We start from the raw sequence: 26254 nt of genomic DNA on the forward strand, positions 1-26254 counted from the left end.
ACCCGAAAACCGGGCCAACTCAAGGAAGTGGCGTCAGCGACCCCTTGACGAGTTGACCCTTTCCGGCGACCGGCGCTCTTTTATTGACACCTGACCTAATTGCCCCATAACGGAACCATGCCCTGCGGATCGGAATACGCGGTCGTGTCCCGGAACTCCGCACCGGTAGCCTTGAGGGGTGATTGACCTTCGCCTGCTCCGTGAGGACCCCGACCGTGTTCGCGCCTCCCAGCGCGCCCGTGGTGAGGACGTCGCGCTCGTCGACGCCCTCCTCTCCGCCGACGAGCGGCGCAGGTCGTCCGGCGTCCGCTTCGACGAGCTCCGCTCCGAGCAGAAGGCGCTCGGCAAGCTGATCCCCAAGGCCACCGGCGACGAGAAGGCCGAGCTGCTGAAGAAGGCGAGCCAGCTGGCCGCCGACGTCAAGGCGGCCGACGCCGAGCAGAACGAGGCCGACGAGGAGACCAAGCGCCTCCTGCTCCAGATCGGCAACCTGGTGCACCCCGACGTCCCGGTCGGCGGCGAGGAGGACTTCGTCGTCCTGGAGACGCACGGCACCATCCGCGACTTCGCCGCCGAGGGCTTCGAACCCAAGGACCACCTGGAGCTCGGCGAGGCCCTCGGCGCGATCGACGTGGAGCGCGGCGCGAAGGTCTCCGGCTCGCGCTTCTACTACCTGACGGGTGTCGGCGCCCTGCTGGAGCTGGCGCTCGTCAACGCGGCCATCGCGCAGGCCACGGAGGCCGGGTTCACCCCGATGCTCACGCCGGCCCTGGTCCGCCCGCGCGCCATGGAGGGCACGGGCTTCCTCGGCCAGGCCGCCGAGAACGTGTACCACCTGGAGAAGGACGACTTCTACCTGGTGGGCACCTCCGAGGTCCCGCTCGCGGCCTACCACATGGACGAGATCATCGACGCGGACAAACTGCCGCTGCGTTACGCGGGCTTCTCACCGTGCTTCCGCCGCGAGGCCGGCACCTACGGCAAGGACACGCGGGGCATTTTCCGCGTGCACCAGTTCGACAAGGTCGAGATGTTCTCGTTCATCGAGCCCGAGGACGCCGAGAACGAGCACAAGCGGCTCCTGGAGTGGGAGAAGCAGTGGCTGACCTCGCTCGAGCTTCCGTTCCAGGTCATCGACGTGGCGACCGGTGACCTCGGCGCGTCGGCGTCGCGGAAGTACGACTGCGAGGCCTGGATCCCGACCCAGGGCAAGTACCGCGAGCTGACCTCGGCCTCCAACTGCGACACCTTCCAGGCGCGCCGGCTGGCGGTCCGCATGCGCGACGGCAAGAAGGTGCAGCCGCTGGCGACGCTGAACGGCACGCTGTGCGCCGTACCGCGCACCATCGTGGCGATCCTGGAGAACCACCAGCTGGCCGACGGCTCGGTGCGGGTGCCCGAGGTCCTGCGCCCCTACCTGGGCGGCCGGGAGCTGCTGGAGCCCGTGGCCAAGTGAGCACGGGAGAACATGCCGGTTTTCCGTCCACGTTTCCCTACAAGCTGATCGCGACCGACCTCGACGGGACGCTCCTGCGCTCCGACGAGACGGTCTCGGAGCGGACACGTGAGGCGCTCGCCGCAGCCACCGCGGCGGGCGCCGCGCACATCGTCGTCACCGGGCGCGCGGTCCCGTGGACGCGCCCCGTCCTCGACGCCCTCGGCTATCGGGGTCTCGCCGTGTGCGGCCAGGGAGCGCAGGTCTACGACGCGGGCGAGCACCGTCTGCTGACGTCGGTGACGCTGGACCGGCAGATAGCGGGTCTGGCCCTGGCGAAGATCGAGGCGGAGGTGGGCCCGTTGCTGCTGGCGGCGAGCCGGGACGGCCTGGAGGGGGAGGTCCTGGTCGGGCCGGGCTACCGGGTCCATGACGGGCCGCTGCCGTACCAGCCGATCAAGGACGCGGCGGATCTGTGGTCGGCGCCGCTGAACAAGGTCTACCTCCAGCACCCGACCCTGAGCGACGACGAACTCGCCGAGGCGGCGCAGCAGGCCGCCGGCGGTCTCGTCGGAGTGACCATGGCGGGCGAGGGCATCGTGGAGATCCTCCCCCTCGGCCTGAGCAAGGCGACGGGTCTGTCACTGGCGGCACGCCGCCTCGGTGTGAAGGCCGCGGAGACGATCGCCTTCGGCGACATGCCCAACGACATACCGATGTTCGCGTGGGCGGCCCACGGTGTGGCCATGGCCAACGCGCACACGGACCTCAAGGAGGTCGCGCACGAGGTGACGCTGACCAACGACGAGGACGGCATCGCGGTGGTGCTGGAGCGGTTGCTGGGCTAGGGCCTGTCTTCGGATCAGGTCGGCGTGGCGGGTCCCTGGTCGAGCGTCCGGGAAGCCGGACTGCGCGGCTTTTATTCAGTGGCACCCGATTCGGCGAACGGGCACAGTAGTCATGTCCGCGACGCCGGATCAGGCCGGCGCCACGTTCTGGGAGAGGAGCTGGGCGATGTCCATGCACGGCAGTACGCCGAGCTCCCGGCAGGGCAGCCCGCGGCGGGCTCCGGAGTAGTTATCCCTCCGTCGAGTCCGCCCCGCACGGGGAGCTGTCCGGGGCGGCCGCTTCGAGCGCGCGAGCACTCTCGCGTGGGCCGCCCACCCGGAGGATTGGCCGAGTGGAAAGGCACCGGCTTGCTAAGCCGTGGTCGGGGTCGCCCCCGCGCGCGTTCGATCCGCGCATCCTCCGCAGAACCTGATCGCTACCGCCGCCGCCACCTGCGGCGTCGGGCCTTGCTGAAGAACCAGCCGGCGGGCGGCTCGTCCGAGCGCCACGGCTGGGGGGCGGGCGCCTCGTTGCGCCAGCGCGCTGCCAGCATCCGGGCGCGCGCGGACGGTTCCCTGGTCGACGCGGACCGTATGAAGTCCTCGTCGAACTCGACGCCGTCCCACGTCTCCCCGGCCTCGTCCGCAGTCATCCCCGGTCCTTTCCGCTGTCGCGCATCCCCTTTGCCCAGTGTGCCGAGGCAGGTGTGAAACCCCTGTCAAAAAAGGCTTCGAAAAGAGAAAGAAGACCGGGGCCCCGCCGAGGCCCCGGCTCCAGCCACGCAGGGACTGTCACTCCTCGCCCGCCAGCGTCAGCGTCCGCAGCTTCTGCCCCGCGTACCAGGTGGCGGCCACGGTCACCACGATCAGCAGGACCGTGGCGGTGGGCAGCCCCACGTCGGAGGTGACCAGGGAGCTGTCGGAGACCTTGTGGGCCACGGCCAGCGACCACTGCTGGACGCTGAGCGTGCGCGCCCCGGAGACCAGCGAGCCGAAGAGCGCCTCCCAGACCAACGCGTAGACCAGGCCGAACACCACCGCGTGCCGGCTCACCGTGCCGAGCAGCAGGAACAGCGCGGCGTAGGCGATGGAGGAGACGAGCGCCGCCACGGTGTAGGCGACCGCGATCTGCTGGCCGTTGCCGTTGAGGATCATGCCCGCGATGAACGTGGGCAGCGCGGAGAACGCCATGGTGACGGCGATCGCGACGATCAGCTTGGTGAAGATGATCGTGGACCGCTTCACCGGCTTGGCCAGCAGGTACACCACCGAGCCGTCGTCGATCTCGGGCCCGATCGCGCCGGTACCCGCGATCACGCCGATGATCGGCACCATGGTCGCGAGCGCGAACCCGCCGAGGAGGTCGTGGGCGACCTGGTCGTCGGCGCCGGTCAGCGCCCGGACGACCACCGAGATCACGATCAGCAGGCCCGGCAGCGCGCCGAGAATGAGGGCCCGGCGGCGGCCGAGCAGGCCGCGGTAGGTGAGCCGGGCGACTGTGGGGTCGTACATCTTCGGCCTCCTACGCCGCGACCAGATACGAGAAGACGGACTCGAGGGACTCGTCGGACGGCGAGACCGTGAGCAGCCGGATGCCGTGCTCTCGCGCGACCTTCGGCAGCAGCGTCGTGAACCGGCCGAAGTCGATCGCCTGGATGCGCAGCGCGCCCTCGGCGAGGTCGACCTCGATACCGGACGTCGACGGGTCGGCGATCAGCGCGGCGGCGAGTGCCCGGTCGTCGCTGGAACGCACCAGGTAGCGGTGCGGGCGGTCGGTCATCAGGCGGCGGATCTTACGGAAGTCGCCGCTCGCCGCGTGCCGTCCGGCGACGATCACCTCGATGTGCGAGGCCAGTTGCTCGACCTCTTCGAGGATGTGGGAGGAGAAGAGCACGGTGCGGCCCTCGGCTCCCATACGCCGCAACAGCTCCATGAGTTGCATGCGCTGGCGCGGGTCCATGCCGTTGAACGGCTCGTCGAGCAGCAGGAGCGACGGGTCGTGCACGAGGGCGGACGCCATCTTCACGCGCTGCCGCATGCCCTTGGAGTACGTGGAGATCTTCCGGTCCTGTGCGTACTCCATCTCGACCGTGGCAAGGGCCCGCTGGGCGGCCTTGGCGCCCAGTCCGTGCAACTCGGCGTTGGCGACGACGAATTCGCGGCCCGTGAGGAAGTCGTACATCGCCTCCCGCTCCGGGACGATGCCGATGTGCCGGTAGATCTCCTCGTTGCGCCACACCGGCTGTCCGTCGAGGGCGACGGAGCCGGTGGAGGGGGCGAGGAAGCCGCCCATCATGTTGATGAGGGTGGACTTCCCCGCGCCGTTCGGGCCGAGCAGGCCGGTGACTCCGGGGCCGATGGTCATCGTGACGTCGTTGACGGCGACCACATTGCCGAACCAGCGGGAGACGTGGTCGATGGTGAGCGTGGTCACAGTCCGACCTTTCGGTAGCGGCGCGTCAGCAGGCCGTAGCTGCCGGCGATGAGTCCGAGGACGACGAGGAGGAAGACGACTCCCTGCGCGGTCGAGGGCCCGTGCCCGCCGGGGAAGGACGAGTTCGCGCCGAGGAAGGCGGTCTGCACCCCGTCGATGAGGGTGATGGGCGAGAACAGGCCCATCCACACCAGGGCCGTGGAGCTGCCCGAGTGGACCTCCGCAATCGCCTGGATGGTCGAGACGGCTCCGTAGGAGATGGTCAGGACGGCGATGACGGCGGCGATACCGAAGCCGCGCCGGGGCGTCGCCGCCGCGATGACGAGGCTGATTCCGGAGAACAGCAGGGAGAGCAGGGCCACGGAGACCAGTCCTTCGGCGAATCCCTTGGTCTGGTGGGCGAAGTCCAGCTTGGCGAGCAGTGCGCCCACGTAGAGGACGAGCAGGGGCGCGGCCGTCAGGATGAACATCGCCGAGGCCAGCGCCGCGTACTTGGCGCGGACGTAGTCGGCGGTCTCGATGGGGCGGGAGAAGTACAGCGGAACGGTCTTGAAGCGCAGGTCGCGCGAGACCGCCTGGGGTGCCTGCGAGGCGACGTAGAGGCCGATGACGGCCTGCATGATGATCGCGTAGCGCGTGTACTGGACGGGGAGGTCCTTTGCGGTGGTGGCGACCGCGACCGCGACCATGATCAGCGCGGGAACGCACATCACGACGAACAGCAGCATCGGCAGCACCTTCGACTTCACCGAGCGGCCGAGGCCGTAGGCGCCGCGCAGGGACTGCGAATAGAGCGAGCGGCGGGCGTAGGCGCGGCCCAGGCGCGGGCCGTCGTACGAGCGGTAGCCGATGTTGTGGATCCGGGTCTGTTCGGCCTCGTGGGCCAGGGGCTGCTCAACCGCCATGACCGACCGCCTCCTTCCGCTCGGCGTCGCTGTCCTTGAAGACCTCAGCGATGTGGTGCCTGCGCTGCTCCATACGGACGAGGCCGAGACCGAGGTCGGCGACGACGTCCCGGACGAGGTCGTACGTCTGCTCGCCCTCCGCGGTCAGCAGCAGGATGTGGCCGGAGCCCGGCAGGCCGCTGCCGTCCTGTGTGGTCACCCCGCGCGCGTGGAGCGCGTCCCGCACCGCGCGGGTGCCGTCCGGGTGCTCGTCGGAGTCGGTCACCTCGATCGCGAGGGTCGTGGTGGTCTGGGTGAAGTCCCGGGTGGAGCTGGACCGCAGCAGCTTGCCGCCGTCGATGATGACGACGTGGTCGCAGGTGCGCTCGAGCTCGCCGAGCAGGTGGGAGGTGACCAGGACCGAGATGCCGAAGTCGGTGTGCACGCGGCGGATCAGGCCGAGCATCTCGTCGCGGCCGACCGGGTCGAGACCGTTGGTCGGCTCGTCCAGGAACACCAGCTGCGGGTCGTGGACCAGGGCCTGGGCGAGCTTGACGCGCTGCTTCATGCCGGTGGAGTAACCGCCGATGGGGCGGTAGCGCTCCTCGTACAGGCCGACGTGGCGCAGGGTGTCCGCGGTGCGCTCGCGGGCGGCGGTCGGAGGCAGGCCGGACATGCGGGCCATGTGCACGACGAACTCGGTGGCCGACACGTCGGGCGGCAGGCAGTCGTGCTCGGGCATGTATCCGACACGCTCGCGGATGGCGCCGCCCTTGGTGGCGACGTCGAGGCCGAGCACCTCGGCGCGGCCCTCGGTGGCGGGGGACAGACCCAGCAGGATCTTGATCAGAGTGGACTTGCCGGCTCCGTTCGCTCCGACGAGTCCGGTCACGCCGGGTCCCACGTCCACGGAGAGCCGGTCAAGCGCGGTCACCCTCGGGAACCGCTTGCTCAGGCTTTCGGTCGCGATCACAGTCACGACATCGACGGTAGTGACGTCGGCCACTGCCGTCGTCAGACCGCAGAGCTGTCTGGGGGTCCGACTCGAGTATTACGGGCCCGTAAGGGTCACCCTCAGGTCGAACGGCGACGAGCGCGGCACGGGCGGCGCATTGTCCCCATCACGGTGGTTTTCCACAGACTGCGGGGCCGCTGTTGACGCCACCTCTAACAACTGCGACATTCGCCGGTGTGAGGTGACACACCAGGTGCCAGTGACGGAAGAGGGGGACGAGTGGCTCTCACGGGGGCGCGCGAGCGCCGGGTGCGGACGGGCGGGATCGAGCTGTGCGTGGCCGAGCTGGGCGACCCGGCGCGGCCCACGGTGGTGCTCGTGCACGGCTACCCGGACAGCAAGGAGGTCTGGTCCGAGGTGGCGCCCCGCCTCGCCGACCGCTTCCACGTCGTGCTCTACGACGTCCGCGGCCACGGCCGGTCGACGGCGCCGAAGCCGCTGCGCGGCGGTTTCACGCTGGAGAAGCTGACGGACGACTTCCTGGCGGTCGCCGACGCGGTCAGTCCCGGTCGGCCGGTGCACCTGGTGGGGCATGACTGGGGCTCGGTGCAGGGCTGGGAGTTCGTCACCGCCGGGCGTGCCGAGGGCCGGGTCGCGTCGTTCACATCGATGTCGGGGCCGTCCCTCGACCACCTCGGACAGTGGATCAAGCGGCGGGTCCGCCGGCCGACCCCGCGCCGCGTCGGCCAGCTGCTGGAGCAGGGCGCCAGGTCCTGGTACGTCTACTTGCTGCACACCCCCGCCCTGCCGGAGCTGGCGTGGCGCGGACCGCTCGGCAGACGCTGGCCCGGCATCCTGCGGCGCGCCGAGCGGCTGCCCGGCGGCGACCACCCGACCCCGTCGCTCCCCTCGGACGCGGCCAACGGGGCCTGGCTGTACCGGGACAACGTACGGCCGAGGCTGCGCCACCCACGCCCGGACGCGTACGCGCACGCGCCCGTACAACTCATCACGCCACTGGGGGACGCGTTTCTGTCGGAGCACCTCTACGACGAACTGGAGCGGTGGGCACCGCGGTTGACCCGCCGCACGCTGCCCGACAAGCACTGGATCCCGCGCACACGGCCCGACCAAGTGACGGCCTGGATCGCGGAGTTCGTGACCGCCGTGGAGGACGGCCGGTCTGCGCCCGTGGGGAGCGGGCGGCACGCGGAGCGGTTCGGCGGTCAACTCGTGCTGGTGACAGGAGCGGGCAGCGGCATCGGGCGGGCCACGGCGGTCGCGTTCGCCAAGGCCGGAGCGCGCGTGGTGGCGGTCGACCGAAACGGCGAAGGCGCCGCCGGGGCAGCCGAGTTGGCCCGGCGAGGCGGTGCTCCGGAGGCCTGGGCCGAGACGGTCGACGTCTCCGACGGGCAGGCGATGGAGAAGCTCGCCGAGAAAGTCGCCGCCGCATACGGGGTGGTGGACGTCCTGGTGAACAACGCCGGAATCGGGCTGTCCGGCTCCTTCTTCGACACGACCGCCGAAGACTGGCGCACGGTGCTCGACGTCAACTTGTGGGGCGTCATTCACGGTTGCCGGTTGTTCGGAAAGCAGATGGCCGAGCGCGGTCAGGGCGGCCACATCGTCAACGTCGCGTCGGCGGCCGCGTACCAGCCGTCGAAAGTGCTGCCGGCCTACAGCACCTCGAAGGCGGCCGTCCTGATGCTCAGCGAGTGCCTGCGCGCGGAGTTGGCCGCGCAAGGCATCGGAGTGTCGGCGATCTGTCCCGGCTTCGTCCACACGGACATCACGTCGACGGCACGGTTCGTGGGCGTGGACGCGAAGGAGGAGAGGCGACTCCAGCAGAGGACCAACCTGCTGTACGGACTGCGTGGTTACCGTCCGGAGAGGGTCGCCGACTCCGTTCTTCGGGCGGTGGTCCGCAACCAGGCGGTCGTACCGGTCACCCCGGAAGCACGCAGTGCGCGACTGTTGTCCCGCATTGCGCCTGGGGTGTTGCGCGCGATCGCACGGATCGATCCGCCACTGTGACCAGATGACAAGGGAGTTGGCGAACCCTTGTCTCTTACAGGTCGGTTGGGCAAGTCGGCTGCTTATGCGACCTACTTGACGAACCTCCCCAAGATGCCGAGCAGTTGTCCACAGAGTCGCCAATTTCCTTGTGGAAAACCCGGGTTGCTTGTGGATCAAACATCGGGGACCAAATCAAGTGCGTGATCCCCGTCTCTCCCGCAGGCTGGAAAGATGACGGAAAGGAATGACGACAGACGTACCGTGAAGGTGTCGAAGTACCTCTCGAAGCACCTGCGGCACCAGCCGGACCGCATCGGGATGAGGCTGGAGGACGGCGGCTGGGTGGAGATCGACACGTTGCTCGCCGCGGCTGCCGCCCACGGCTTCCCCATCACCCGCGAGGAACTGGACCGGGTGGTCGCCACCAACGACAAGAAGCGCTTCGCGATCGAGGGCACCCGCATCCGCGCCAGCCAGGGCCACAGCGTCGACGTCGACCTGGGGCTGCCCCCGGCGACGCCGCCCGCGTACCTCTACCACGGGACCGTGGCCCGCAACCTGGACGCGATCCGTGTCGAGGGCCTGAGGCCCATGAGCCGGCACGATGTGCACCTCTCCCCGGACCGGGAGACCGCCATCCGCGTCGGCGCCCGCCGTGGCCGACCGGTGGTGCTGGCCGTGGACGCCGGCGCCATGCACCGCGACGGGCATGTCTTCCACATCAGCGAGAACGGGGTCTGGCTCACCAAGGCCGTACCCCCGCAATACCTGCGTTTCCCAGAGAAACACTGACTCGTGGCTGCGATTCCCGGGCCTTTCTGATCAATCTCGGCACCGACCACTCCCCGGCTCCCTTACGCTCGAGGCATGAGTCTGCGTCTGAGCACCGTGATCCTGCCGTACGTCCGCTGGCACCAGGGCGGGCGTTCCGCCTGGGAGCGTGCGGAGCAGCTCGGGTTCCACACCGCGTTCACCTACGACCACCTGTCGTGGCGCTCCTTTCGCGACGGCCCCTGGTTCGGAGCTGTGCCGACGCTGACGGCCGCGGCCGCCGTCACCGACCGGCTGCGCCTCGGCACCCTGGTGACCTCGCCGAACTTCCGGCACCCGGTCACCCTCGCCAAGGAGCTGATCTCCCTGGACGACATCTCCGGCGGCCGGATCACGCTGGGGATCGGCGCGGGCGGCACCGGCTTCGACGCCACCGCGCTCGGCCAGGAACCGTGGACCCCACGCGAGCGCGCCGACCGGTTCGGCGAGTTCGTCCCGCTGCTCGACCGGCTGCTCACCGAGGACTCCGTCACGTACCAGGGGACGCACTACTCCGCGCACGAGGCGCGCAACATCCCGGGCTGTGTGCAGCGCCCCCGGCTGCCCTTCGCGGTCGCCGCGACCGGCCCGCGCGGCCTGAGGCTCGCCGCCCGCCACGGTCAGGCATGGGTGACGACCGGTGACCCGAAGCTGTACGAGACCGGCACCCCGGAGGAGTCGCTGCAGGCTCTGCGCGCGCAGACCGAGAAGCTGGCCGACGCCTGCACCGCTGTCGGCCGTGACGTGGCGGAACTCGACAAGGTCCTGCTCACCGGCTTCACCCCGGACCGCGGCCGTCCGCTTCAGTCCCTGGACGCGTTCGTCGACTTCGCCGGCCGGCACGCGGAGCTGGGCTTCACCGACATCGTGATTCACTGGCCCATCCCCGACTCCGACTTCGCGGCGGACGAGAAGGTCTTCGAGCAGATCGCCGTGGAAGCCCCGGCACAGCTGGGCTGAGCATGACGCGATGTGACGGCGCTGGTGAGCAGTGTCACCACTCAGGTGTGCGAGGTCTCGCACGACCGTGCGGGCATATGCGCCAGAATGGGCCGGTGACCTCAGCGACCCGACAGTCCGAGACCCCGGCCTCCACCCTTCCGCCCCGGCTGATCGCGACCGACCTCGACGGCACTCTGCTGCGTGACGACAAGTCGGTCTCCGAGCGGACCGTCGCCGCGCTGGCCGCCGCCGAGGCGGCCGGCATCGAGGTGTTCTTCGTCACGGGCCGGCCCGCCCGCTGGATGGACGTCGTCAGCGACCACGTCCACGGTCACGGACTGGCGATCTGCGGCAACGGCGCGGCCGTGGTCGACCTGCACGGCGGCCCCGGCGCCCACCGCTTCGTCAAGGTCCGCGAGCTGGCCCGGGAGAACGCGCTCGACGCCGTACGGCTGCTGCGGGACGCCGCACCCGGCACGGTGTACGCCGTCGAGCAGACGTACGGCTTCTATCAGGAGCCGTCGTACCCGAAGCTGCACATGGAGATCCCGGACCTGCTCGCACCCGCCGAGGAACTGCTGGCGCCTGACGCCCCCGGCGCCCGCGAGCCGGTGCTAAAGATCCTCGCCTACCACCCGCATCTCGACCCGGACGCCTTCCTCACCCTGGCCCGCCTCGCCGTCGGCGGCCGCGCCACCATCACCCGGTCCAGCCCCAGTGCCCTGCTGGAGATCAGCGGCCCGGGCGTCTCCAAGGCGAGCACCCTCGCGCTGTGCTGCGCCGAGCGCGGCATCTCCCACGAGGAGGTCGTCGCCTTCGGTGACATGCCGAACGACGTGGAGATGCTCACCTGGGCGGGACAGTCCTACGCGATGGGCAACGCCCACCCGGACGTGGTCGCCGCCGCGTCGGGGCGGACCGTCGCCAACAACGACGACGGCGTGGCCGTGGTGATCGAGCGGATCCTCGCGGAGCGGTCGTAGGTCGGGCGCGGTCGTAGGTCGGGCGCGGTCGTAGGTCGGGGGCGGTCGTAGATCGCCAGGACCGTCCATCCGGCGGCGATTTCCCCGCGTACGGCTGTCAGATTCGTACGCCCCGTGCCGTCAGCCACGGCACCGGATCGATGCCCGACCCCCATTCCGGAGTGATCCGGACCTCGAAGTGCAGGTGCGGACCGGTCGAGTTGCCCGTCGTGCCGGACTGGGCGATCCACTGGCCGGTGGCCACCGGTTCTCCCTGGTCGACGGTGACGGCGGCGAGATGGGCGTACTGGGTGAAGTAGCCGCCCGGGTGCTGGATGACGACCTCGATCCCGAAGGCGCCGCCGCACGCCACCCGCACCACCTTCCCGGCGCCGACGGCCCGCACCGGTGTCCCGATGGGGACCGCGAAGTCCTGGCCGGTGTGCCGGTGGGCCCAGTGGCCCCCTCCGCTGCCGAACGGAGCGGAGAGTCTGTACGACTCCACCGGCGCCCCCCAGGCGCGGTGGGTCCTCTGCCGCGGCCGGCCCAGATGGACGGCGCCCCGGCACGATCCCGCGGCGGCGGTCGCACTGGCCTGCCTCTGCAGGACCTGACGTGCCTCCTCCAGCTTCGCCTGGACGCTCCGCCTTCTGTCCGCCAGTTCGGCCTTCCGCTTCTGCAGCCGCCGTGACTGCGCCGACGCCTCGGCCAGGTCTGCGGCGAGACGGTCCTGCACCCTGTGGATGCCGACGACCGCGTTCACGGCCGCGCCATCCGCTCCCGTGAGCAAGTGCTGACTTCTCATCAGCTTCAGGGCGGTGTCAGGGAGGAGCGTCTGCGGCACGTAGGGGGGAGCCACGCTCTGGTGGTACTGGGCGCGCGCGACCAGCCCCGGATCCTTGCGGATGGCCGTGCCCAGCCGACGCTCCCGTATGAGGAGTCTCTCGTCACGCCGCGCTCGGGCACGCTGCTTCTCGGCTTCCCGGAGCCCGGTCTCGTACTGCCGCGCCACCACGGCGGCTTCGTCGTACAGCCGCGCCACCCGTATGGCGGCGGAGGAATCGGCGCCGTCGCCCACCGTCGTGCCCCCGGCCACAGCGGGCCAGGCCGGAAGCGTCGTGAACGCGGACATCACAACCGAAACGAGCAAGGCTCGCTGACAGGATGAATGCATGTCAACGATCGTGGCCCGTGTCGCGGGCCCAGTCCTGTTGACGTCCTACGGCTGGGGGAACGGGCGGCCACGGATGGCCCAGCGGCGTCCCTCATCCGGCTCCCAGCAGGTCCCCCTGAGCCTCCCGTTCGAGCATCTCCCGCAACGGCCCCTCCACCGCCGCCAGCTCGCCAGGGCCACCTCGCTGGACCACGCGGCCCTCCGCGAGGACGATCACCTCGTCGATCCCCTCAAGTCCGGCCAGCCGGTGGGTGATCAGCAACGTGGTACGGCCCTCGGTGGCGGCGAGCAGGTCCGCGGTGAGCGCGTCCGCCGTCGGCAGGTCGAGATGTTCCGCGGGCTCATCGAGGATCAGGACGGGGAAGTCGGCGAGCAGGGCGCGGGCCAGGGCCAGCCGCTGCCGCTGACCGCCGGACAACCGGGCGCCGCACTCGCCGATCAGGGTGTCCAGGCCGTCGGGCAGCCCGTCCGCCCAGTCGAGGAGCCGGGCCCGCGCGAGCGCGTCCCGCAATTCCGCCTCGCTCGCGCCCTTCCTTGCGAGCAGCAGGTTCTCCCGCACCGAGCTGTCGAAGAGGTGGGCGTCCTGCGCGCAGAGTCCGACCAGGCGCCGTACGTCGTCGCCGTCGAGCGCGTGGGCGTCCGTGCCGCCCAGCGTGTACAAGCCGGCGTCCGCGTCCAGGAACCGCAGCAGGACTTGCGCCAGGGTCGTCTTGCCCGCGCCCGAGGCGCCGACCACGGCGACCCGGTGGCCCTGTTCGAGGGTGAGGTCGAAGCCGCTGAGCGCGTCCCGCCGCTGCCCGTCGTACCGGGCGGTGAGCCCCTTCAGAACGAGCGGGAAGGGTGAAGTGGGAGCCGGCTGCGGCTGCTCGGGTTCGCGTACGGGCTCCGGAGCGTCCAGCACCTCGTGGACGCGCTCGGCGCTCCGGCGCACCCGCTGGCGGTGCTGCACGGCGAGCGGCAGCCCCAGGACCGCCTCGAACGCGGCCAAGGGCGTGAGCACCAGGACCGCCATGACCACCCCGCCGAGCCGCCCCTCGGCGACGCCCTGTGCGCCCACGAGGGCGGAGGCCGCGACGGTCAGCCCGGTGACCAGCGCGGTGAGCCCGTCACCCAGCGCCGTCGCGGTGGCCGCGCGGGAAGCTATGCGGGTCAGCACGGCGTCGGCCTGCCGCGTCTGAGCGGTCCGCGCCGGCAGCGCACCGGCGACCGTCAACTCGGCCGTTCCGGTCAGCAGATCGGCCACCCGGGTCGCCAGCTCACCCCGGGCGGGCGCCAGCCTCCGTTCCGCCCGGCGTGCCACGGCCCCCGTCACCAGGGGCACCACCACCGCGGCCGCGAACAACCCGACAGCGAGGACGCCACCGGCCTCGGGCAGCAGCCAGGCGGTGAAGCAGACGGAACCGGCCGACACGACGAACGCGGCTCCCGCGGGCAGCAGCCAGCGCAGCCAGTAGTCCTGCAGGGCGTCCACATCGGCGACCAGCCGGGACAGCAGATCGCCCCGTCGGGTCGTGCGCAGCCCCGCCGGAGCCAGCCGCTCGAGCCGCCGGTAGACGGCGACGCGGGTGTCGGCCAGCATGCGCAGGACGGCATCGTGGGACACCAGCCGCTCCGCGTACCGGAACACGGCCCGTCCGATCCCGAACGTCCGCGTGGCCGTCACGGCGACCATCAGATACAGCACCGGTGGCTGCTGGGAGGCCCGCGAGATCAGCCAACCGGAGGTGGCCATCAGCCCCACCGCACTGCCGAGCGCGAGACTCCCGAGCACCAGGGCGAGAGCGAGCCGCCCCCGACGGGGTCCGGCCATGGCACGGACGCGGGCGAGCGCGCCACCGCCCCTCACCGGGGACGGGACGGGGGGCGGCTCGACTCGGGCAGGTGGCTTGCCCGCCGACTCCCGGCGCGGCAGCGGCTCGGAGCCGGCCTGCGCGAGGAGGCCCGACGGGGCGTACTGCTCCGCCTCCAGCCGCACCACCCGGTCCGCCAGCCCCAGCAGTGCCGGCCGGTGCACCACCAGGAGGACCGTCCGGCCGACGGCGAGACGGCGCACCGCTTCCACGATCTCGGCCTCGGTCGCTCCGTCCAGGGACGCCGTCGGCTCGTCCAGCAGCAGCACCGGCCGGTCGGCGAGGAACGCCCGTGCCAGGGCGAGCCGTTGCCGCTGCCCGGCAGAGAGGCCCGCACCGTCCTCGCCGAGCACCGTGCGGAGCCCCTGGGGCAACGCGTCCACGAACGGAAGCGCCCCGGCGTCGGCCAGCGCCCTCCGTACCGCTGTGTCGTCCGCGTCCGGTCGCGCCAGCCGTACGTTGTCGGCGATGGTGCCCGCGTACAGATGAGGCCGCTGCGGCACCCAGGCGATCCGTGATCGCCACTCCTCCAGATCGGCCGAGGCGAGATCGACTCCCCCGACCCGTACGCGGCCCTCGGTGGGCGGCACGAATCCGACCAGGACGTTCAGCAGGGTCGACTTGCCCACTCCGCTCGGTCCGACCAGAGCCACCGTTTCACCAGGCGCGACCGTGAGCGACACGTCGGACACCGCGGCGGACGGTCGCCCGGGATAGCGGACGGTCACCTCCTCGAAGACGATCGGCCCGTCCGGGACGCGCCGCTCACCGGAGGCCGGTACCGGCGTCTCCAGCACCGCGAAGATCTCCTCGGCCGCGGAAAGCCCCTCCGCCGCCGCGTGATACTGCGTCCCCACCTGCCGCAACGGCAGATACGCCTCCGGAGCGAGCACCAGGGTGACCAGTCCGATGTACAGGTCCATGTCGCCGTGGACGAGCCGCATGCCGATCTCGACGGCGACGAGCGCGACCGAGATCGTGGCCAGGAGCTCCAGCGCGAAGGACGACAGGAAGGCGATGCGCAGCGTCCTCATGGTCGCCTGCCGGTACTCGCCGGTGATCCGCTTGATCGACTCGGCCTGGGCCTTGGCCCGGCCGAACACCTTGAGCGTCGGCAGTCCGGCGACCACGTCGAGGAAGTGCCCGGACAGCCGTGACAGGGAGCGCCACTGACGGTCCATCTGCGACTGTGTCGCCCAACCGATCAACATCATGAAGAGGGGGATCAGCGGCAGCGTGCCGGCGATGATCGCCGCCGACACCCAGTCCTCGGTGACGATCCGCGCCAGTACCGCCACCGGCACCACCACCGCGAGCCCCAACTGCGGCAGGTATCGCGCGAAGTAGTCGTCGAGGGCATCGACTCCCCGTGTGGCCAGAGCGACCAGCGAACCGGTCCGCTGCCCGCTGAGCCACCCGGGGCCGAGGGCCCCGGCTCGCTCCAGCAGCCTCGCCCGCAGTTCCGACTTCACCGCCGCACTCGCACGGTGGGCGGAGAGTTCGGTGAGCCAGGACACCAGGGCACGTCCGACCGCCACGGCCGCCATGAGCAATAGAGGGGTGCGGAGTTCGCTGATCGCATGGTGGTGCTGGAAGGCACCGACCACCACCTCGGCGATCAGCATCGCCTGGGCGATGACGAGAGCCGCGCCGATGGCGCCCAGGCCGATGACCGCCCCGAGGAAGAAGCGTGTGGCCCGCGCGTAGCGGAGCAGTCGTGGATCGATCGGTTTCACGTGAAACATGCCCTTCGGTCCGGGCGGGATGTTTCACGTGAAACACCCCGCCCCGCCAGATTCAGTGCACAGCACCGGTGGGCGCGTCGGCGGCGATGTGCTGGGTGCCGATGCGCTTGCGGAACACCCAGTAGGTCCAGCCCTGATAGAGAAGGACGATCGGCGTGGCGATCCCGGCGCACCACGTCATGATCTTCAGGGTGTAGGGGCTCGACGAGGCGTTGCTCACCGTCAGGCTCCAGTCCGCGTTCAGCGTGGACGGCATGACGTTCGGGAAGAGCGTCAGGAACAGCATGGTGACCGCGGCCACGATGGTGACGCCGGAGAGCGCGAACGACCATCCCTCGCGCCCTGCCTGGTTGGCCACGAGCGCCGCGACGAGCGCGGCCACCGCCACGACCAGGGCGACCAGGCTCTTGCCGTCCCCTTGGTCGATCTGTGTCCAGGCGAGGAAGAGAAGCGCCAGCCCGGCGGTGACCGACCCGACGCTCAGGGCCAGCTTCCGAGCCCGCTGCCGGATGTCCCCGACGGTCTTGAGTGCCGTGAACACCGTCCCGTGGAAGGTGAACAGGGCCAGCGTGACCAGGCCGCCGAGCAGCGCGAACGGATTGAGCAGATCCCAGACGTTGCCCACGTACTCCAGGTGCTGGTCGATCTTCACACCCCGCACGATGTTGGCGAAGGCGACGCCCCACAGGAACGCCGGGATCAGCGAGGTCCAGAAGATCGCGTTCTCCCAGTTCCGCTGCCAGTTCTCGTCGGGCCGCTTCGCCCGGTACTCGAAGGCGACACCGCGCACGATCAGACAGACCAGGATGACCAGCAGCGGCAGGTAGAAGCCGGAGAAGAGCGTGGCGTACCACTCGGGGAAGGCGGCGAACGTGGCGCCGCCCGCACTGAGCAGCCATACCTCGTTGCCGTCCCAGACCGGACCGATCGTGTTGATCAGTACCCGCCGCTCGGGGCGGTTGCGGGCCAGCAGCTTGGTGAGGATGCCGACCCCGAAGTCGAAGCCCTCCAGGAAGAAGTAGCCGATCCAGAGGACCGCGATGAGGACGAACCAGACGTCGTGAAGTTGCATGGTGTGAGCGCTCCCTCGGCCTAGTACGAGAAGGCCATCGGTTTGTCGGCGTCCCTCGAGTCGCCGCCGAGCCTGGTGGGCGGGTTGAGATCGGACTCGGTGAGCTCGGGCGGTCCGGCCTTGACGTACTTCGTCAGCAGCTTCACCTCGACGACGGCGAGGATCGCGTAGAGCACGGTGAACACGGTCATCGACGTGATGACCTCACCCTGAGAGACACCGGGGGAGACGGCGTCACGAGTGCGCAGCACGCCGTAGACGACCCACGGCTGACGGCCCATCTCGGTGAAGATCCAGCCCCAGGAGTTGGCGATGAGCGGGAAGGCGAGGGTCCAGATCGCGATGCGCCAGTACCAGGTGGTGAGCGTCGGGCCGAGTGCCTTGTTCCTGAACAGGACCAGATGCGGCACCTCGTCCTCACCGACCCGCAGATGCTGCGGCAGCAAGAACTTCCTGCGGGTCAGCCAGAGCCCGGCCATGCCGATGGCGAAGGACGCCATGCCGAAACCGATCATCCAGCGGAAGCCCCAGAAGGTGACGGGGATGATGGGGCGGTAGTCGCCAGGACCGTACTTCTGCTGTTCGGTCTTGTTGGTGTCGTTGATGCCCGGGACGTACGAGGTGAAGTCGTCGTCGGCCAGGAAGGACAGCAGGCCGGGAACGGACAGTTCGACGGAGTTGTGGCCCTTGCTGACGTCGCCGTAGGCGAAGATCGAGAACGGCGCCGAGTTCTGCCCGTCCCACAGGGCCTCGGCGGCGGCCATCTTCATCGGCTGCTGCTTGAACATGACCTTGCCGAGGACGTCCCCGCTGACCGCGGTGAGCAGGCCGGCGATGACGACGGTGACCAGTCCGAGCCGCAGCGAGCTCTTCATCACGGGAATGTGCTTCTTGCGGAGCAGGTGGTAGGCGGCGATACCGACCATGAAGGCGCCGCCGGTGAGGAAGGACGCGGACAGGGTGTGGAAGACCTGGGCCAGCGCGGTGTTCTGGGTCAGGACGTGCCAGAAGTCGGTGAGTTCGGCGCGGCCCTTCGCCTTGTTGATCCGGTAGCCGACGGGGTGCTGCATCCAGGAGTTGGCCGCGAGGATGAAGTACGCCGACAGGACCGTGCCGATGGAGACCATCCATATGCAGGCCAGGTGAAGCTTCTTCGGCAGCTTGTCCCAACCGAAGATCCACAGCCCGATGAAGGTGGACTCGAAGAAGAAGGCGATGAGGGCCTCGAACGCGAGTGGGGCACCGAAGACGTCGCCCACGAACCGGGAGTAGGCGGACCAGTTCATGCCGAACTGGAACTCCTGGACGATGCCGGTCACGACGCCCATCGCGATGTTGATCAGGAAGAGCTTGCCCCAGAACTTCGTCGCCCTGAGGTACCTCTCCTTCTCCGTGCGTACCCACGCGGTCTGCAGGCCGGCCGTCAGGGCGGCGAGCGAGATCGTGAGCGGGACGAACAGGAAGTGGTAGACGGTGGTGATGCCGAACTGCCATCGCGCCAGGGTTTCCGGCGCCAAAGCTATGTCCACGTCGTCCTTCTCCTTACGTCGCCGCGGTCACGCGGAAGTTTGCCCTGTTTGCCCCACTCATCATGGGAACAATCGGGCCCGCTTGTGAACGCGTTCACATTCACAAGCAATTATGGCGCATGGCGGTGGCAAGGCGGAGGGGTGGGGGGTCCCTAAGCGGAGACTGTTCGGCATCTGGCACAATCCCGGGCCCCGCGCCACTCGCGCGGGACCCGGGAGGACTCGGCCGGGCCGACCCGAAAGATAGGGTCTAAAGCCCCTTGTGGAAGCCCTCCGCGACCTTCATGAAGATGTCGTTCGCCTCGGCCTCGCCGATCGTCACGCGCACCCCCTCGCCCGGGAAGGGCCGCACGACCACACCGGCCTGCTCACATGCGGCCGCGAAGTCCATCGTGCGCTCCCCCAGCCGCAGCCACACGAAGTTGGCCTGCGTCACGGGCACCGTCCAGCCCTGGGCGCGCAGCGCGTCCACCACGCGCGTGCGCTCGCACACCAGCAAGCCGACCCGGCCGAGCAGCTCGTCCTCCGCGCGCAGCGAGGCGATCGCCGCCTCCTGCGCCAACTGGCTGACACCGAACGGCACCGCCGTCTTGCGCAGCGCCGCGGCCACCGGCTCATGCGCGACCGCGAAGCCGACGCGCAGCCCGGCGAGGCCGTACGCCTTGGAGAAGGTGCGCAGCACGCAGACGTTCGGCCGCTCTCGGTACAGCTGGATGCCGTCCGGCACCTGGACGTCGCGGACGAACTCGCGGTACGCCTCGTCGAGCACGACCAGCACATCGGCCGGCACACGGTCCAGGAAGCGTTCCAGCTCCGCCCGGCGCACGACGGTGCCTGTCGGGTTGTTCGGGTTGCAGACGAAGATCAGCCGGGTCCGGTCGGTGATCGCGTCGGCCATCGCGTCCAGATCGTGCACGTCGCCCTCGGTCAGCGGCACCTGCACCGATGTGGCGCCACTGATCCGCGTGATGATCGGGTACGCCTCGAAGGACCGCCAGGCGTAGATCACCTCGTCGCCCGGGCCGCTCGTGGCCTGTAGCAGCTGCTGCGCCACACCGACCGAGCCCGTCCCGGTCGCGAGGTGCGACTGGGGCACCCCGAAGCGCTCCGACAGCTCGCTCATCAGGCCCATGCACGCCATGTCCGGGTAGCGGTTGAAGGACGCGGCCGCCGTGGTCACCGTCTCCATAACGCCCGGCAGCGGGGGGTACGGATTCTCGTTCGAGGACAGCTTGTAGGCCACCGGGCCGCCGGCCGCGGCAGGCTTGCCGGGCTTGTAGGTGGGGATATCCTCCAGCTCGGCACGCAGCCTCGGGCTCGTCTCGCTCACCGCAGTCCTCCTCGCGCACACCACCGGCTCGTGACCGCCACCGGTGTCCAATGCTTCTCACCTTATGAGGATTCGGGGCCGCTGCGAATGCGCTGTGGACAACCGCTCCGTCCCGTGTGGATCACGGCATGGACAGGCCGGCGGTCGGGCGGGTGGCCGTACGGATGCAGGCGGGTGGCCGTAGTCATCCGGGCAGGTCGCCGTACGGATGCGGGCAGGCGGCCCAACGGATCCGGGCGGGTCGCCGTACGGATGCGGGCAGGCGGCCCAACGGATCCGGGCGGGTCGCCGTACGGATGCGGACGGATGGCTGCACGAACCCGGACAGATCGCCGTACGAACCCGCGCGCGTCACCGCACGAAGGCGCGTGAATCCGGGGGCGCGTCGCCCCCTGTCGCACGCGCCGGTGGCTCACGCCGTGGCGCGCATCCCCCGTGAAGGTGAGTTGAGACCTCTTCGCAATATGGCCACCTCGACAGGCCCATGCGGGCCGTCACGTCATCTATTGACCTTGGATCGTTCAAGTCCCTTGCATTCTCAGGCTCTTGAGCATCTTTGATCATGCAGAAACGTATCTGTCAACGGGTGCATATGCGTCCGCACTACCCCACCACATGAGCCCTACTATCGGCTCGCCATGACAGCAGCAGGGAAGCACCAGGTGAGCCGGGCGGAGACCTCCCGCCGAGGCAGTCGGCCGGGCCGGGCGGGCATCAGAGACGTGGCCGCCGCCGCCGGGGTCTCCATCACGACCGTCTCCGACGCCCTCAACGGCAAGGGCCGGCTGCCGGACGCCACCCGACGCCACGTCCGCGAGGTCGCCGACCGGCTGGGCTACCGGCCCTCGGCGGCGGCCCGCACCCTCCGTACCGGCAAGTCGGGCCTCATCGGCCTGACCGTGACGACGTACGGGGATGAACCTTTCACCTTCACCGAATTCGCGTACTTCGCGGAGATGGCCAGAGCCGCCACCTCCGCCGCGCTCGCCCGGGGATACGCCCTGGTCATCCTGCCCGCCACCTCGCGCCACGACGTGTGGTCGAACGTCGCCCTGGACGGCACGGTCGTCATCGACCCCTCCGACCAGGACCCGGTGGTCACCGAGCTGGTCCGACAGGGGTTACCGGTCGTCTCCGACGGCCGCCCGGCCGGCTCGCTCCCGGTCACCGCCTGGGTCGACAACGACCACGAGGCCGCCGTCCTCGGCATCCTCGACCATCTGGCGGAGGCGGGCGCCCGCCGCATCGGGCTGCTGACCGGCACCACGACGGACACGTACACGCACCTGTCCACGACCGCGTACCTCAACTGGTGCGAGCGCGTCGGACAGGACCCGGTCTACGAGGCCTACCCGGCACACGACCCGTGTGCGGGCGCCGTCGCCGCCGACCGGCTGCTGGCCCGCCCGGACCGCCCGGACGCGGTCTACGGGCTCTTCGACCCGAACGGCACCGACCTGCTCGCCGCCGCCCGCCGCTACGGCCTGCGCGTCCCCGACGACCTGCTCCTCGTGTGCTGCAGCGAGTCCGCCGTGTACGCCAACACCGAGCCTCCCGTCACCACGCTCTCCCTCAAACCGCGCCGGATCGGCACCGCGGTGGTCCAGCTCCTCATCGACGCCATCGAGGCTGTCCAGCCGGAGCAGCCGGTCGAGCAGGTGATACCGACCGAACTGATCGTGCGTACGTCGTCCGAGCGTCGCCCGCCCCGCACCACGGTCAGCCCGCCCCGGTCGCCCGAACAGAGATAGCCCGCACGGGGCCCGCGGGTGACGCACCGGTCGCCCGCGGGCGCCGGCGACCGGGACGCCGACGGGAAACCCCCGCCCATTTAGGGCGAATGCCGTGGCGAACTGGAGGGCTTCCCCGATTCACCACCCCTGGGTCATCACATGGCGCGATCCGCATTCCTATGATGGGCCCACGACACCGCGGGCCGCTGCGACCAGGCAGTCCGATGCGGTGCAGATGCGGCGCGATGGTGGAGGGGTCGATGACTCAGGGGGCCGGTCAGGGACCCGAGGCGGAGCGGACGGCGACGTTGCGCGACTTCCGGGTGCCCGCGTACGTCCACGAGGCCGGTCCGTACGCGCAGAGCACGCCCCACGACCAGGTCACCGGACCCGTCGCCGCCCCGGAGGCCTACCCCCCCGGCTACTCCGACGGGTACACGCCCACCGAACGGGACCTCCCGGTCGTCAACCGCGGTGACACGCTCCAGGCGAACGTCGCTCCCACGTCCGCGCCCGCCCCCCAGTCCGCGGAGGGCCCCGGACCACTGTTCGTCGTCGGGGACGTGCACGGCTATCTCGACCAGCTCGTGGCGGCGCTCCAGGAGAAGGGCCTCATCGACGGCCAGGGGAGCTGGTGCGCGGGCACGGCGCGGCTGTGGTTCCTCGGCGACTTCACCGACCGCGGGCCCGACGGCATCGGCGTCATCGACCTGGTGATGCGGCTGTCCGCGGAGGCGGCCGCAGCCGGCGGCTACTGCAAGGCGCTCATGGGCAACCACGAGCTGTTGCTGCTCGGCGCCAAGCGGTTCGGCGACACGCCGGTCAACTCCGGCGCGGGCACCGCCACCTTCCAGGCGGCCTGGCTGCTCAACGGCGGCCAGAAGACCGACATGGACCGCCTGCAGGACCACCACCTGCAGTGGATGGCCCGCCTGGACGCGGTCGAGGAGGTCGACGGACACCTGCTGGTCCACTCGGACACCACCGCCTACCTCGACTACGGCGACTCCATCGAGGCGGTCAACGACACCATCCGCGAGACGCTCACCCGCAACGACGCGGACGAGGTGTGGGACCTCTTCCGCAAGTTCACCAAGCGCTTCTCCTTCCGCGACGAGGGCGGCGCCGACGCCGTACGGTCCCTGCTGGACACCTACGGCGGCCGACGCATCGTCCACGGCCACAGCCCCATTCCCTACCTCCTCGGAGAAGTCGGCTCGGAGGACGGCGAGGACAGCACGGGTCCGGGGGTCGAGGGGCCGCACATCTACGCGGACGGACTGGCGATCGCGATGGATGGCGGCGTGACCATGGCCGGAAAGCTGCTGGTCCAGCAACTCCCGTTGGATATCTGAGCGTTCCGCGGACAGACATCCCCCCGACGGAGGACCGCGCGGAGGAGCGCAGGCCGGGGCCATTTTCCGGAAACCCCCTGTCACCGCGCGCCGTCACCGCTCTACCATCGGCTTATCCGTAGCAGGCTCCCCTCCGTTTCTGCCCGACGGCTCGTCAGCATGCCGAGTCCCAAGCCCTACGGAGCATCGGGGGATGCACATGAACAGCGTTCCGCAGCACCTGCTGAGCGAGGACCGCCAGGACTACGAGCGGGTCCTCGATGAGGCGCTGCGCTCCGCACCACACCGCCCGGATCTGGCCGCTGTGGGTCAGCGGCTGAACCCCGAACAGTTGCGCACCATGGCGCTGAACGCCACCGCCCTCATCACCGCGGCGGCGGCCACCGAGTACCAGCACTACGTGATGGTCCGCGAGGAACTGCGCCGGCCGGCGCCGTCCACCCCGATCGTCCAGGACAGCACCCCCGGTTCCCCGGAGGCGGACCTGGACGCCCTGGGGCTCGCGGCCACCGTGGGAGAGGCCGCCGCGAGCGCCGGGACCGGTGCCGTCATCGCGGTCCTCGCCCCCTTCCTCGCGGGCGCCGCCGCCGCGATCTTCCTGCTCGTGGGGTACATCCTCAAGATGGTCAATCCCGATCAGGCGTTCGCCCGGACTCTCCTGACCACCGGGTGGGTCTTCGGCGCGGTGACCGCGGCGTCGATCCTGGTCGCCGCGATCGGCCTGCTGCTCACCGCCCTGCGCAACAGCTCCTCCGCACAAGAGGCGGACGCGTCGGGCACGTTGACGACGGAGGTGTCCCGGGCCAGGGATGCCTGGCACGAGGCGCTGCTGGAGCGCGGCATCCTGCCGTTCCTCCGTGAGGCGCTCAGCGACCCGGGCACGGCCGCGATGACCCGGAAGGCACCGGAGGCGGCCGCCGGCCGTATCCCGCACCTCGGCTACGACCGTCCGGGGTTCAGCAGCCCCGACAGCGGCCCGGCCACCGGCACCCGACCCAGCTTCACCAGCCCCGACTTCACCAGCCCGGACTTCGGTGGGCCGGAGCACAAGCCGGAGTGACGGACCCCGGCCCGACGACCGGCGAGGTCCACACGAGTCCCCAGCCGGAACGCCCACCATCGGACCGTCACCCGAAGATGCGAGCCCGGACTGCTCCGCCCAAGCCGGGCCCGCACTTCTCACTCGGCGCGGCCGTTCCACGCCCTGCACCGCGTCGGCCCCGGCGAGGGCGAGGACAAGACGCTGCCCGGAACAGCCTCTGTGGCGTCCCGGGTCAGCGCCCCGCTCGGCCCCGTGTCAGTCGGCGATCGGCAGGTACACCCGGTTTCCCGCCTCGGCGAACTCCCTCGACTTCTGTGCCATGCCCTCCTCGATCTGCTCCCGGCTGCCGCCGTGTTCGCGGCGGATGTCCTGGGAGATCTTCATCGAGCAGAACTTCGGCCCGCACATCGAGCAGAAGTGGGCGGTCTTGGCCGGCTCCGCCGGGAGGGTCTCGTCGTGGAAGTCGCGGGCCGTGTCCGGGTCGAGGGCCAGGTTGAACTGGTCCTCCCAGCGGAACTCGAAGCGCGCGTCGGACAGCGCGTCGTCCCACGCCTGCGCACCCGGGTGCCCCTTGGCGAGGTCGGCCGCATGTGCGGCGATCTTGTAGGTGATGACGCCGGTCTTGACGTCGTCCCGGTTGGGCAGGCCGAGGTGCTCCTTGGGTGTGACGTAGCAGAGCATGGCCGTGCCCCACCAGGCGATCATCGCGGCGCCGATGCCGGAGGTGATGTGGTCGTACGCCGGCGCGATGTCCGTCGTCAGCGGCCCGAGCGTATAGAACGGAGCTTCATCGCAGATCTCCTGCTGAAGGTCGATGTTCTCCTTGATCTTGTGCATCGGGACGTGTCCCGGGCCCTCGATCATGGTCTGTACGTTGAAGCGCCTGGCGATTCGGCCGAGTTCCCCGAGTGTGCGCAGTTCCGCGAACTGTGCCTCGTCGTTGGCGTCCGCGATGGAGCCGGGCCTGAGGCCGTCGCCCAGCGAGTACGTGACGTCGTAGGCCGCGAGGATTTCGCAGAGTTCCTCGAAATGCTCGTAGAGGAACGACTCCTTGTGGTGAGCGAGGCACCACGCCGCCATGATCGAGCCGCCGCGCGAGACGATGCCGGTCTTGCGGTTGGCGGTCAGCGGTACGTACGGCAGACGCACCCCCGCGTGCACCGTCATGTAGTCCACGCCCTGTTCGGCCTGCTCGATGACCGTGTCCTTGTAGATCTCCCAGGTCAGTTCCTCGGCCTTCCCGTCGACCTTCTCGAGGGCCTGGTAGAGCGGCACCGTGCCGATCGGCACGGGGGAGTTGCGCAGCACCCACTCGCGCGTGGTGTGGATGTTGCGGCCGGTGGAGAGGTCCATGACCGTGTCGGCGCCCCAGCGGGTCGCCCAGGTCATCTTCTCGACCTCCTCCTCGATGGAGGAGGTCACGGCGGAGTTGCCGATGTTGGCGTTGACCTTCACCAGGAACCGCTTGCCGATGATCATCGGCTCGATCTCGGGGTGGTTGACGTTGGCCGGGAGGACCGCACGGCCTGCCGCGATCTCCTCGCGCACCACCTCCGGGGACACGTTCTCCCGGAGGGCGACGAACTCCATCTCCGGTGTGATCTCCCCGCGGCGTGCGTACGCCAGTTGCGTCACCGCCTTGCCGTCGCGGCTGCGGCGCGGTTGACGCGGCCGCCCCGGGAACACCGCGTCGAGGTTGCGCAGTCCACCCCGCGGCGACGAGGTGTGCTTGATGCCGTCGTCCTCGGGGCGGACGGGACGGCCCGCGTACTCCTCGGTGTCGCCGCGGGCGGTGATCCAGTTCTCCCGCAACGGGGCCAGGCCCCTGCGGACGTCCGTCTGGGCAAGTGGGTCGGTGTACGGGCCGGAGGTGTCGTACAGCGTGACCGACTGCCCGTTGGTGAGGTGCACCCGACGGACCGGCACCCGCAGATCGGGGCGTGAGCCCTCGATGTACGCCTTGTGCCAGCCGATGGACTGTCCGGCCTCCTGGGACTGTTCGCCTTGAACGGAGGCAGGCGTGCGTACGTCCTTGTTGGTCATGAGACCTACTCCCTACGCCGGCATTACCCGGTAACAGGTTCAGCGGTCGACGCAGCGGCTTCCGCCCGCCGATGTTCCACGTGAAACATCGCGTTTGCGGAGGTCAGCGCCCTCTC

The 26254-nt window shown here is 69.9% G+C and carries 20 protein-coding genes and 1 tRNA gene; 10 read left to right on the forward strand and 11 right to left on the reverse strand.

What is annotated here, in order from left to right; genetic code table 11:
- Positions 1–178 precede the first annotated feature (178 nt).
- The 3 genes from serS (at position 179) to N8I84_RS20475 (ending at position 2686) form a co-directional block, all read left to right on the forward strand.
- Positions 179–1456: a serine--tRNA ligase gene (serS, locus tag N8I84_RS20465; RefSeq protein ID WP_263230857.1), complete on the forward strand. Its 1278-nt coding sequence runs from the start codon at positions 179–181 to the stop codon at positions 1454–1456.
- The gene (locus tag N8I84_RS20470) at positions 1453–2283 is read left to right on the forward strand and encodes an HAD family hydrolase (protein ID WP_263230858.1); all 831 of its coding nucleotides are present in this window, start codon (positions 1453–1455) and stop codon (positions 2281–2283) included. The genes serS and N8I84_RS20470 overlap by 4 nt, the downstream gene beginning before the upstream one ends.
- A 318-nt stretch (positions 2284–2601) precedes the next feature.
- A tRNA-Ser gene (locus N8I84_RS20475) sits at positions 2602–2686 on the forward strand.
- A gap of 13 nt (positions 2687–2699) precedes the next feature.
- Here N8I84_RS20475 and N8I84_RS20480 read toward each other — a convergent pair.
- The 5 genes from N8I84_RS20480 to N8I84_RS20500 all read right to left on the reverse strand — a co-directional run bounded on the left by N8I84_RS20480 (position 2700) and on the right by N8I84_RS20500 (position 6553).
- Positions 2700–2915, reverse strand: coding sequence for an SGM_3592 family protein (locus tag N8I84_RS20480; RefSeq protein WP_103837239.1), 216 nt, complete (start codon positions 2913–2915; stop codon positions 2700–2702).
- Positions 2916–3054: 139 nt separating this feature from the next.
- The gene (locus tag N8I84_RS20485; protein WP_263230859.1) at positions 3055–3774 is read right to left on the reverse strand and encodes an ABC transporter permease; all 720 of its coding nucleotides are present in this window, start codon (positions 3772–3774) and stop codon (positions 3055–3057) included.
- Between the two features lie 10 nt (positions 3775–3784).
- Positions 3785–4696 carry an ABC transporter ATP-binding protein gene (locus N8I84_RS20490; protein WP_263230860.1) on the reverse strand — a complete coding sequence of 304 codons (912 nt, stop codon included), beginning with the start codon at positions 4694–4696 and terminating at the stop codon, positions 3785–3787.
- On the reverse strand, positions 4693–5601 hold the full coding sequence (locus tag N8I84_RS20495; protein WP_263230861.1) for an ABC transporter permease: 909 nt from the start codon (positions 5599–5601) through the stop codon (positions 4693–4695). Before N8I84_RS20495 ends, N8I84_RS20490 begins: the two co-directional genes overlap by 4 nt.
- Complete coding sequence (locus N8I84_RS20500) at positions 5591–6553, reverse strand: ABC transporter ATP-binding protein (RefSeq protein ID WP_263234835.1); 963 nt, start codon at positions 6551–6553, stop codon at positions 5591–5593. Before N8I84_RS20500 ends, N8I84_RS20495 begins: the two co-directional genes overlap by 11 nt.
- A gap of 261 nt (positions 6554–6814) precedes the next feature.
- Between N8I84_RS20500 and N8I84_RS20505 the strand changes: the two genes are divergently transcribed.
- From N8I84_RS20505 to N8I84_RS20520, 4 genes are all read left to right on the forward strand, one after another.
- Positions 6815–8569: an SDR family oxidoreductase gene (locus N8I84_RS20505; RefSeq protein ID WP_263230862.1), complete on the forward strand. Its 1755-nt coding sequence runs from the start codon at positions 6815–6817 to the stop codon at positions 8567–8569.
- Positions 8570–8782: 213 nt separating this feature from the next.
- The gene (locus N8I84_RS20510; RefSeq protein WP_263230863.1) at positions 8783–9343 is read left to right on the forward strand and encodes an RNA 2'-phosphotransferase; all 561 of its coding nucleotides are present in this window, start codon (positions 8783–8785) and stop codon (positions 9341–9343) included.
- A gap of 75 nt (positions 9344–9418) precedes the next feature.
- Complete coding sequence (locus N8I84_RS20515; RefSeq protein WP_263230864.1) at positions 9419–10321, forward strand: LLM class flavin-dependent oxidoreductase; 903 nt, start codon at positions 9419–9421, stop codon at positions 10319–10321.
- A 77-nt stretch (positions 10322–10398) separates the two neighbouring features.
- Positions 10399–11286: an HAD hydrolase family protein gene (locus N8I84_RS20520; protein ID WP_263230865.1), complete on the forward strand. Its 888-nt coding sequence runs from the start codon at positions 10399–10401 to the stop codon at positions 11284–11286.
- A gap of 97 nt (positions 11287–11383) precedes the next feature.
- Here the strand turns inward: N8I84_RS20520 and N8I84_RS20525 are convergent, their stop codons facing one another.
- From N8I84_RS20525 to hisC, 5 genes are all read right to left on the reverse strand, one after another.
- Positions 11384–12397, reverse strand: coding sequence for a M23 family metallopeptidase (locus N8I84_RS20525; protein WP_263230866.1), 1014 nt, complete (start codon positions 12395–12397; stop codon positions 11384–11386).
- A 133-nt stretch (positions 12398–12530) separates the two neighbouring features.
- Positions 12531–16034 carry a thiol reductant ABC exporter subunit CydD gene (gene cydD / locus N8I84_RS20530; protein ID WP_263230867.1) on the reverse strand — a complete coding sequence of 1168 codons (3504 nt, stop codon included), beginning with the start codon at positions 16032–16034 and terminating at the stop codon, positions 12531–12533.
- A gap of 52 nt (positions 16035–16086) precedes the next feature.
- The gene (gene cydB / locus N8I84_RS20535) at positions 16087–17106 is read right to left on the reverse strand and encodes a cytochrome d ubiquinol oxidase subunit II (RefSeq protein ID WP_263230868.1); all 1020 of its coding nucleotides are present in this window, start codon (positions 17104–17106) and stop codon (positions 16087–16089) included.
- Positions 17107–17126: 20 nt separating this feature from the next.
- Positions 17127–18635: a cytochrome ubiquinol oxidase subunit I gene (locus N8I84_RS20540; RefSeq protein ID WP_263230869.1), complete on the reverse strand. Its 1509-nt coding sequence runs from the start codon at positions 18633–18635 to the stop codon at positions 17127–17129.
- Between the two features lie 250 nt (positions 18636–18885).
- Positions 18886–19965: a histidinol-phosphate transaminase gene (gene hisC, locus N8I84_RS20545; RefSeq protein ID WP_263230870.1), complete on the reverse strand. Its 1080-nt coding sequence runs from the start codon at positions 19963–19965 to the stop codon at positions 18886–18888.
- A gap of 638 nt (positions 19966–20603) precedes the next feature.
- Here hisC and N8I84_RS20550 point away from each other — a divergent pair.
- The 3 genes from N8I84_RS20550 to N8I84_RS20560 all read left to right on the forward strand — a co-directional run bounded on the left by N8I84_RS20550 (position 20604) and on the right by N8I84_RS20560 (position 24113).
- Positions 20604–21716, forward strand: a complete 1113-nt coding sequence (locus N8I84_RS20550; RefSeq protein ID WP_263230871.1) for a LacI family DNA-binding transcriptional regulator — start codon at positions 20604–20606, stop codon at positions 21714–21716.
- Positions 21717–21958: 242 nt separating this feature from the next.
- A complete protein-coding gene (locus N8I84_RS20555) occupies positions 21959–23053 on the forward strand; it encodes a metallophosphoesterase (RefSeq protein ID WP_313884269.1) in 1095 nt (364 codons plus the stop codon).
- A gap of 193 nt (positions 23054–23246) precedes the next feature.
- Positions 23247–24113, forward strand: a complete 867-nt coding sequence (locus N8I84_RS20560) for a hypothetical protein (RefSeq protein ID WP_263230873.1) — start codon at positions 23247–23249, stop codon at positions 24111–24113.
- Between the two features lie 237 nt (positions 24114–24350).
- Here the strand turns inward: N8I84_RS20560 and thiC are convergent, their stop codons facing one another.
- Positions 24351–26138, reverse strand: coding sequence for a phosphomethylpyrimidine synthase ThiC (gene thiC, locus N8I84_RS20565; RefSeq protein WP_263230874.1), 1788 nt, complete (start codon positions 26136–26138; stop codon positions 24351–24353).
- Positions 26139–26254 lie beyond the last annotated feature (116 nt).

The organism is Streptomyces cynarae (genome assembly GCF_025642135.1).
Lineage (GTDB): Bacteria > Actinomycetota > Actinomycetes > Streptomycetales > Streptomycetaceae > Streptomyces > Streptomyces cynarae.

Excerpts from the sequence above, each read along its gene's own strand:
- N8I84_RS20495 (WP_263230861.1), bottom strand. The coding sequence starts at position 5,601 with ATGGCGGTTGAGCAGCCCCTGGCCCACGAGGCCGAACAGACCCGGATC.
- N8I84_RS20515 (WP_263230864.1), top strand. The coding sequence starts at position 9,419 with ATGAGTCTGCGTCTGAGCACCGTGATCCTGCCGTACGTCCGCTGGCAC.
- N8I84_RS20550 (WP_263230871.1), top strand. The coding sequence starts at position 20,604 with ATGACAGCAGCAGGGAAGCACCAGGTGAGCCGGGCGGAGACCTCCCGC.
- thiC (WP_263230874.1), bottom strand. The coding sequence starts at position 26,138 with ATGACCAACAAGGACGTACGCACGCCTGCCTCCGTTCAAGGCGAACAG.
- N8I84_RS20480 (WP_103837239.1), bottom strand. The coding sequence starts at position 2,915 with ATGACTGCGGACGAGGCCGGGGAGACGTGGGACGGCGTCGAGTTCGAC.
- N8I84_RS20525 (WP_263230866.1), bottom strand. The coding sequence starts at position 12,397 with ATGTCCGCGTTCACGACGCTTCCGGCCTGGCCCGCTGTGGCCGGGGGC.
- N8I84_RS20520 (WP_263230865.1), top strand. The coding sequence starts at position 10,399 with ATGCGCCAGAATGGGCCGGTGACCTCAGCGACCCGACAGTCCGAGACC.
- N8I84_RS20485 (WP_263230859.1), bottom strand. The coding sequence starts at position 3,774 with ATGTACGACCCCACAGTCGCCCGGCTCACCTACCGCGGCCTGCTCGGC.
- N8I84_RS20510 (WP_263230863.1), top strand. The coding sequence starts at position 8,783 with ATGACGGAAAGGAATGACGACAGACGTACCGTGAAGGTGTCGAAGTAC.
- cydB (WP_263230868.1), bottom strand. The coding sequence starts at position 17,106 with ATGCAACTTCACGACGTCTGGTTCGTCCTCATCGCGGTCCTCTGGATC.
- N8I84_RS20560 (WP_263230873.1), top strand. The coding sequence starts at position 23,247 with ATGCACATGAACAGCGTTCCGCAGCACCTGCTGAGCGAGGACCGCCAG.
- N8I84_RS20555 (WP_313884269.1), top strand. The coding sequence starts at position 21,959 with ATGACTCAGGGGGCCGGTCAGGGACCCGAGGCGGAGCGGACGGCGACG.
- cydD (WP_263230867.1), bottom strand. The coding sequence starts at position 16,034 with ATGTTTCACGTGAAACCGATCGATCCACGACTGCTCCGCTACGCGCGG.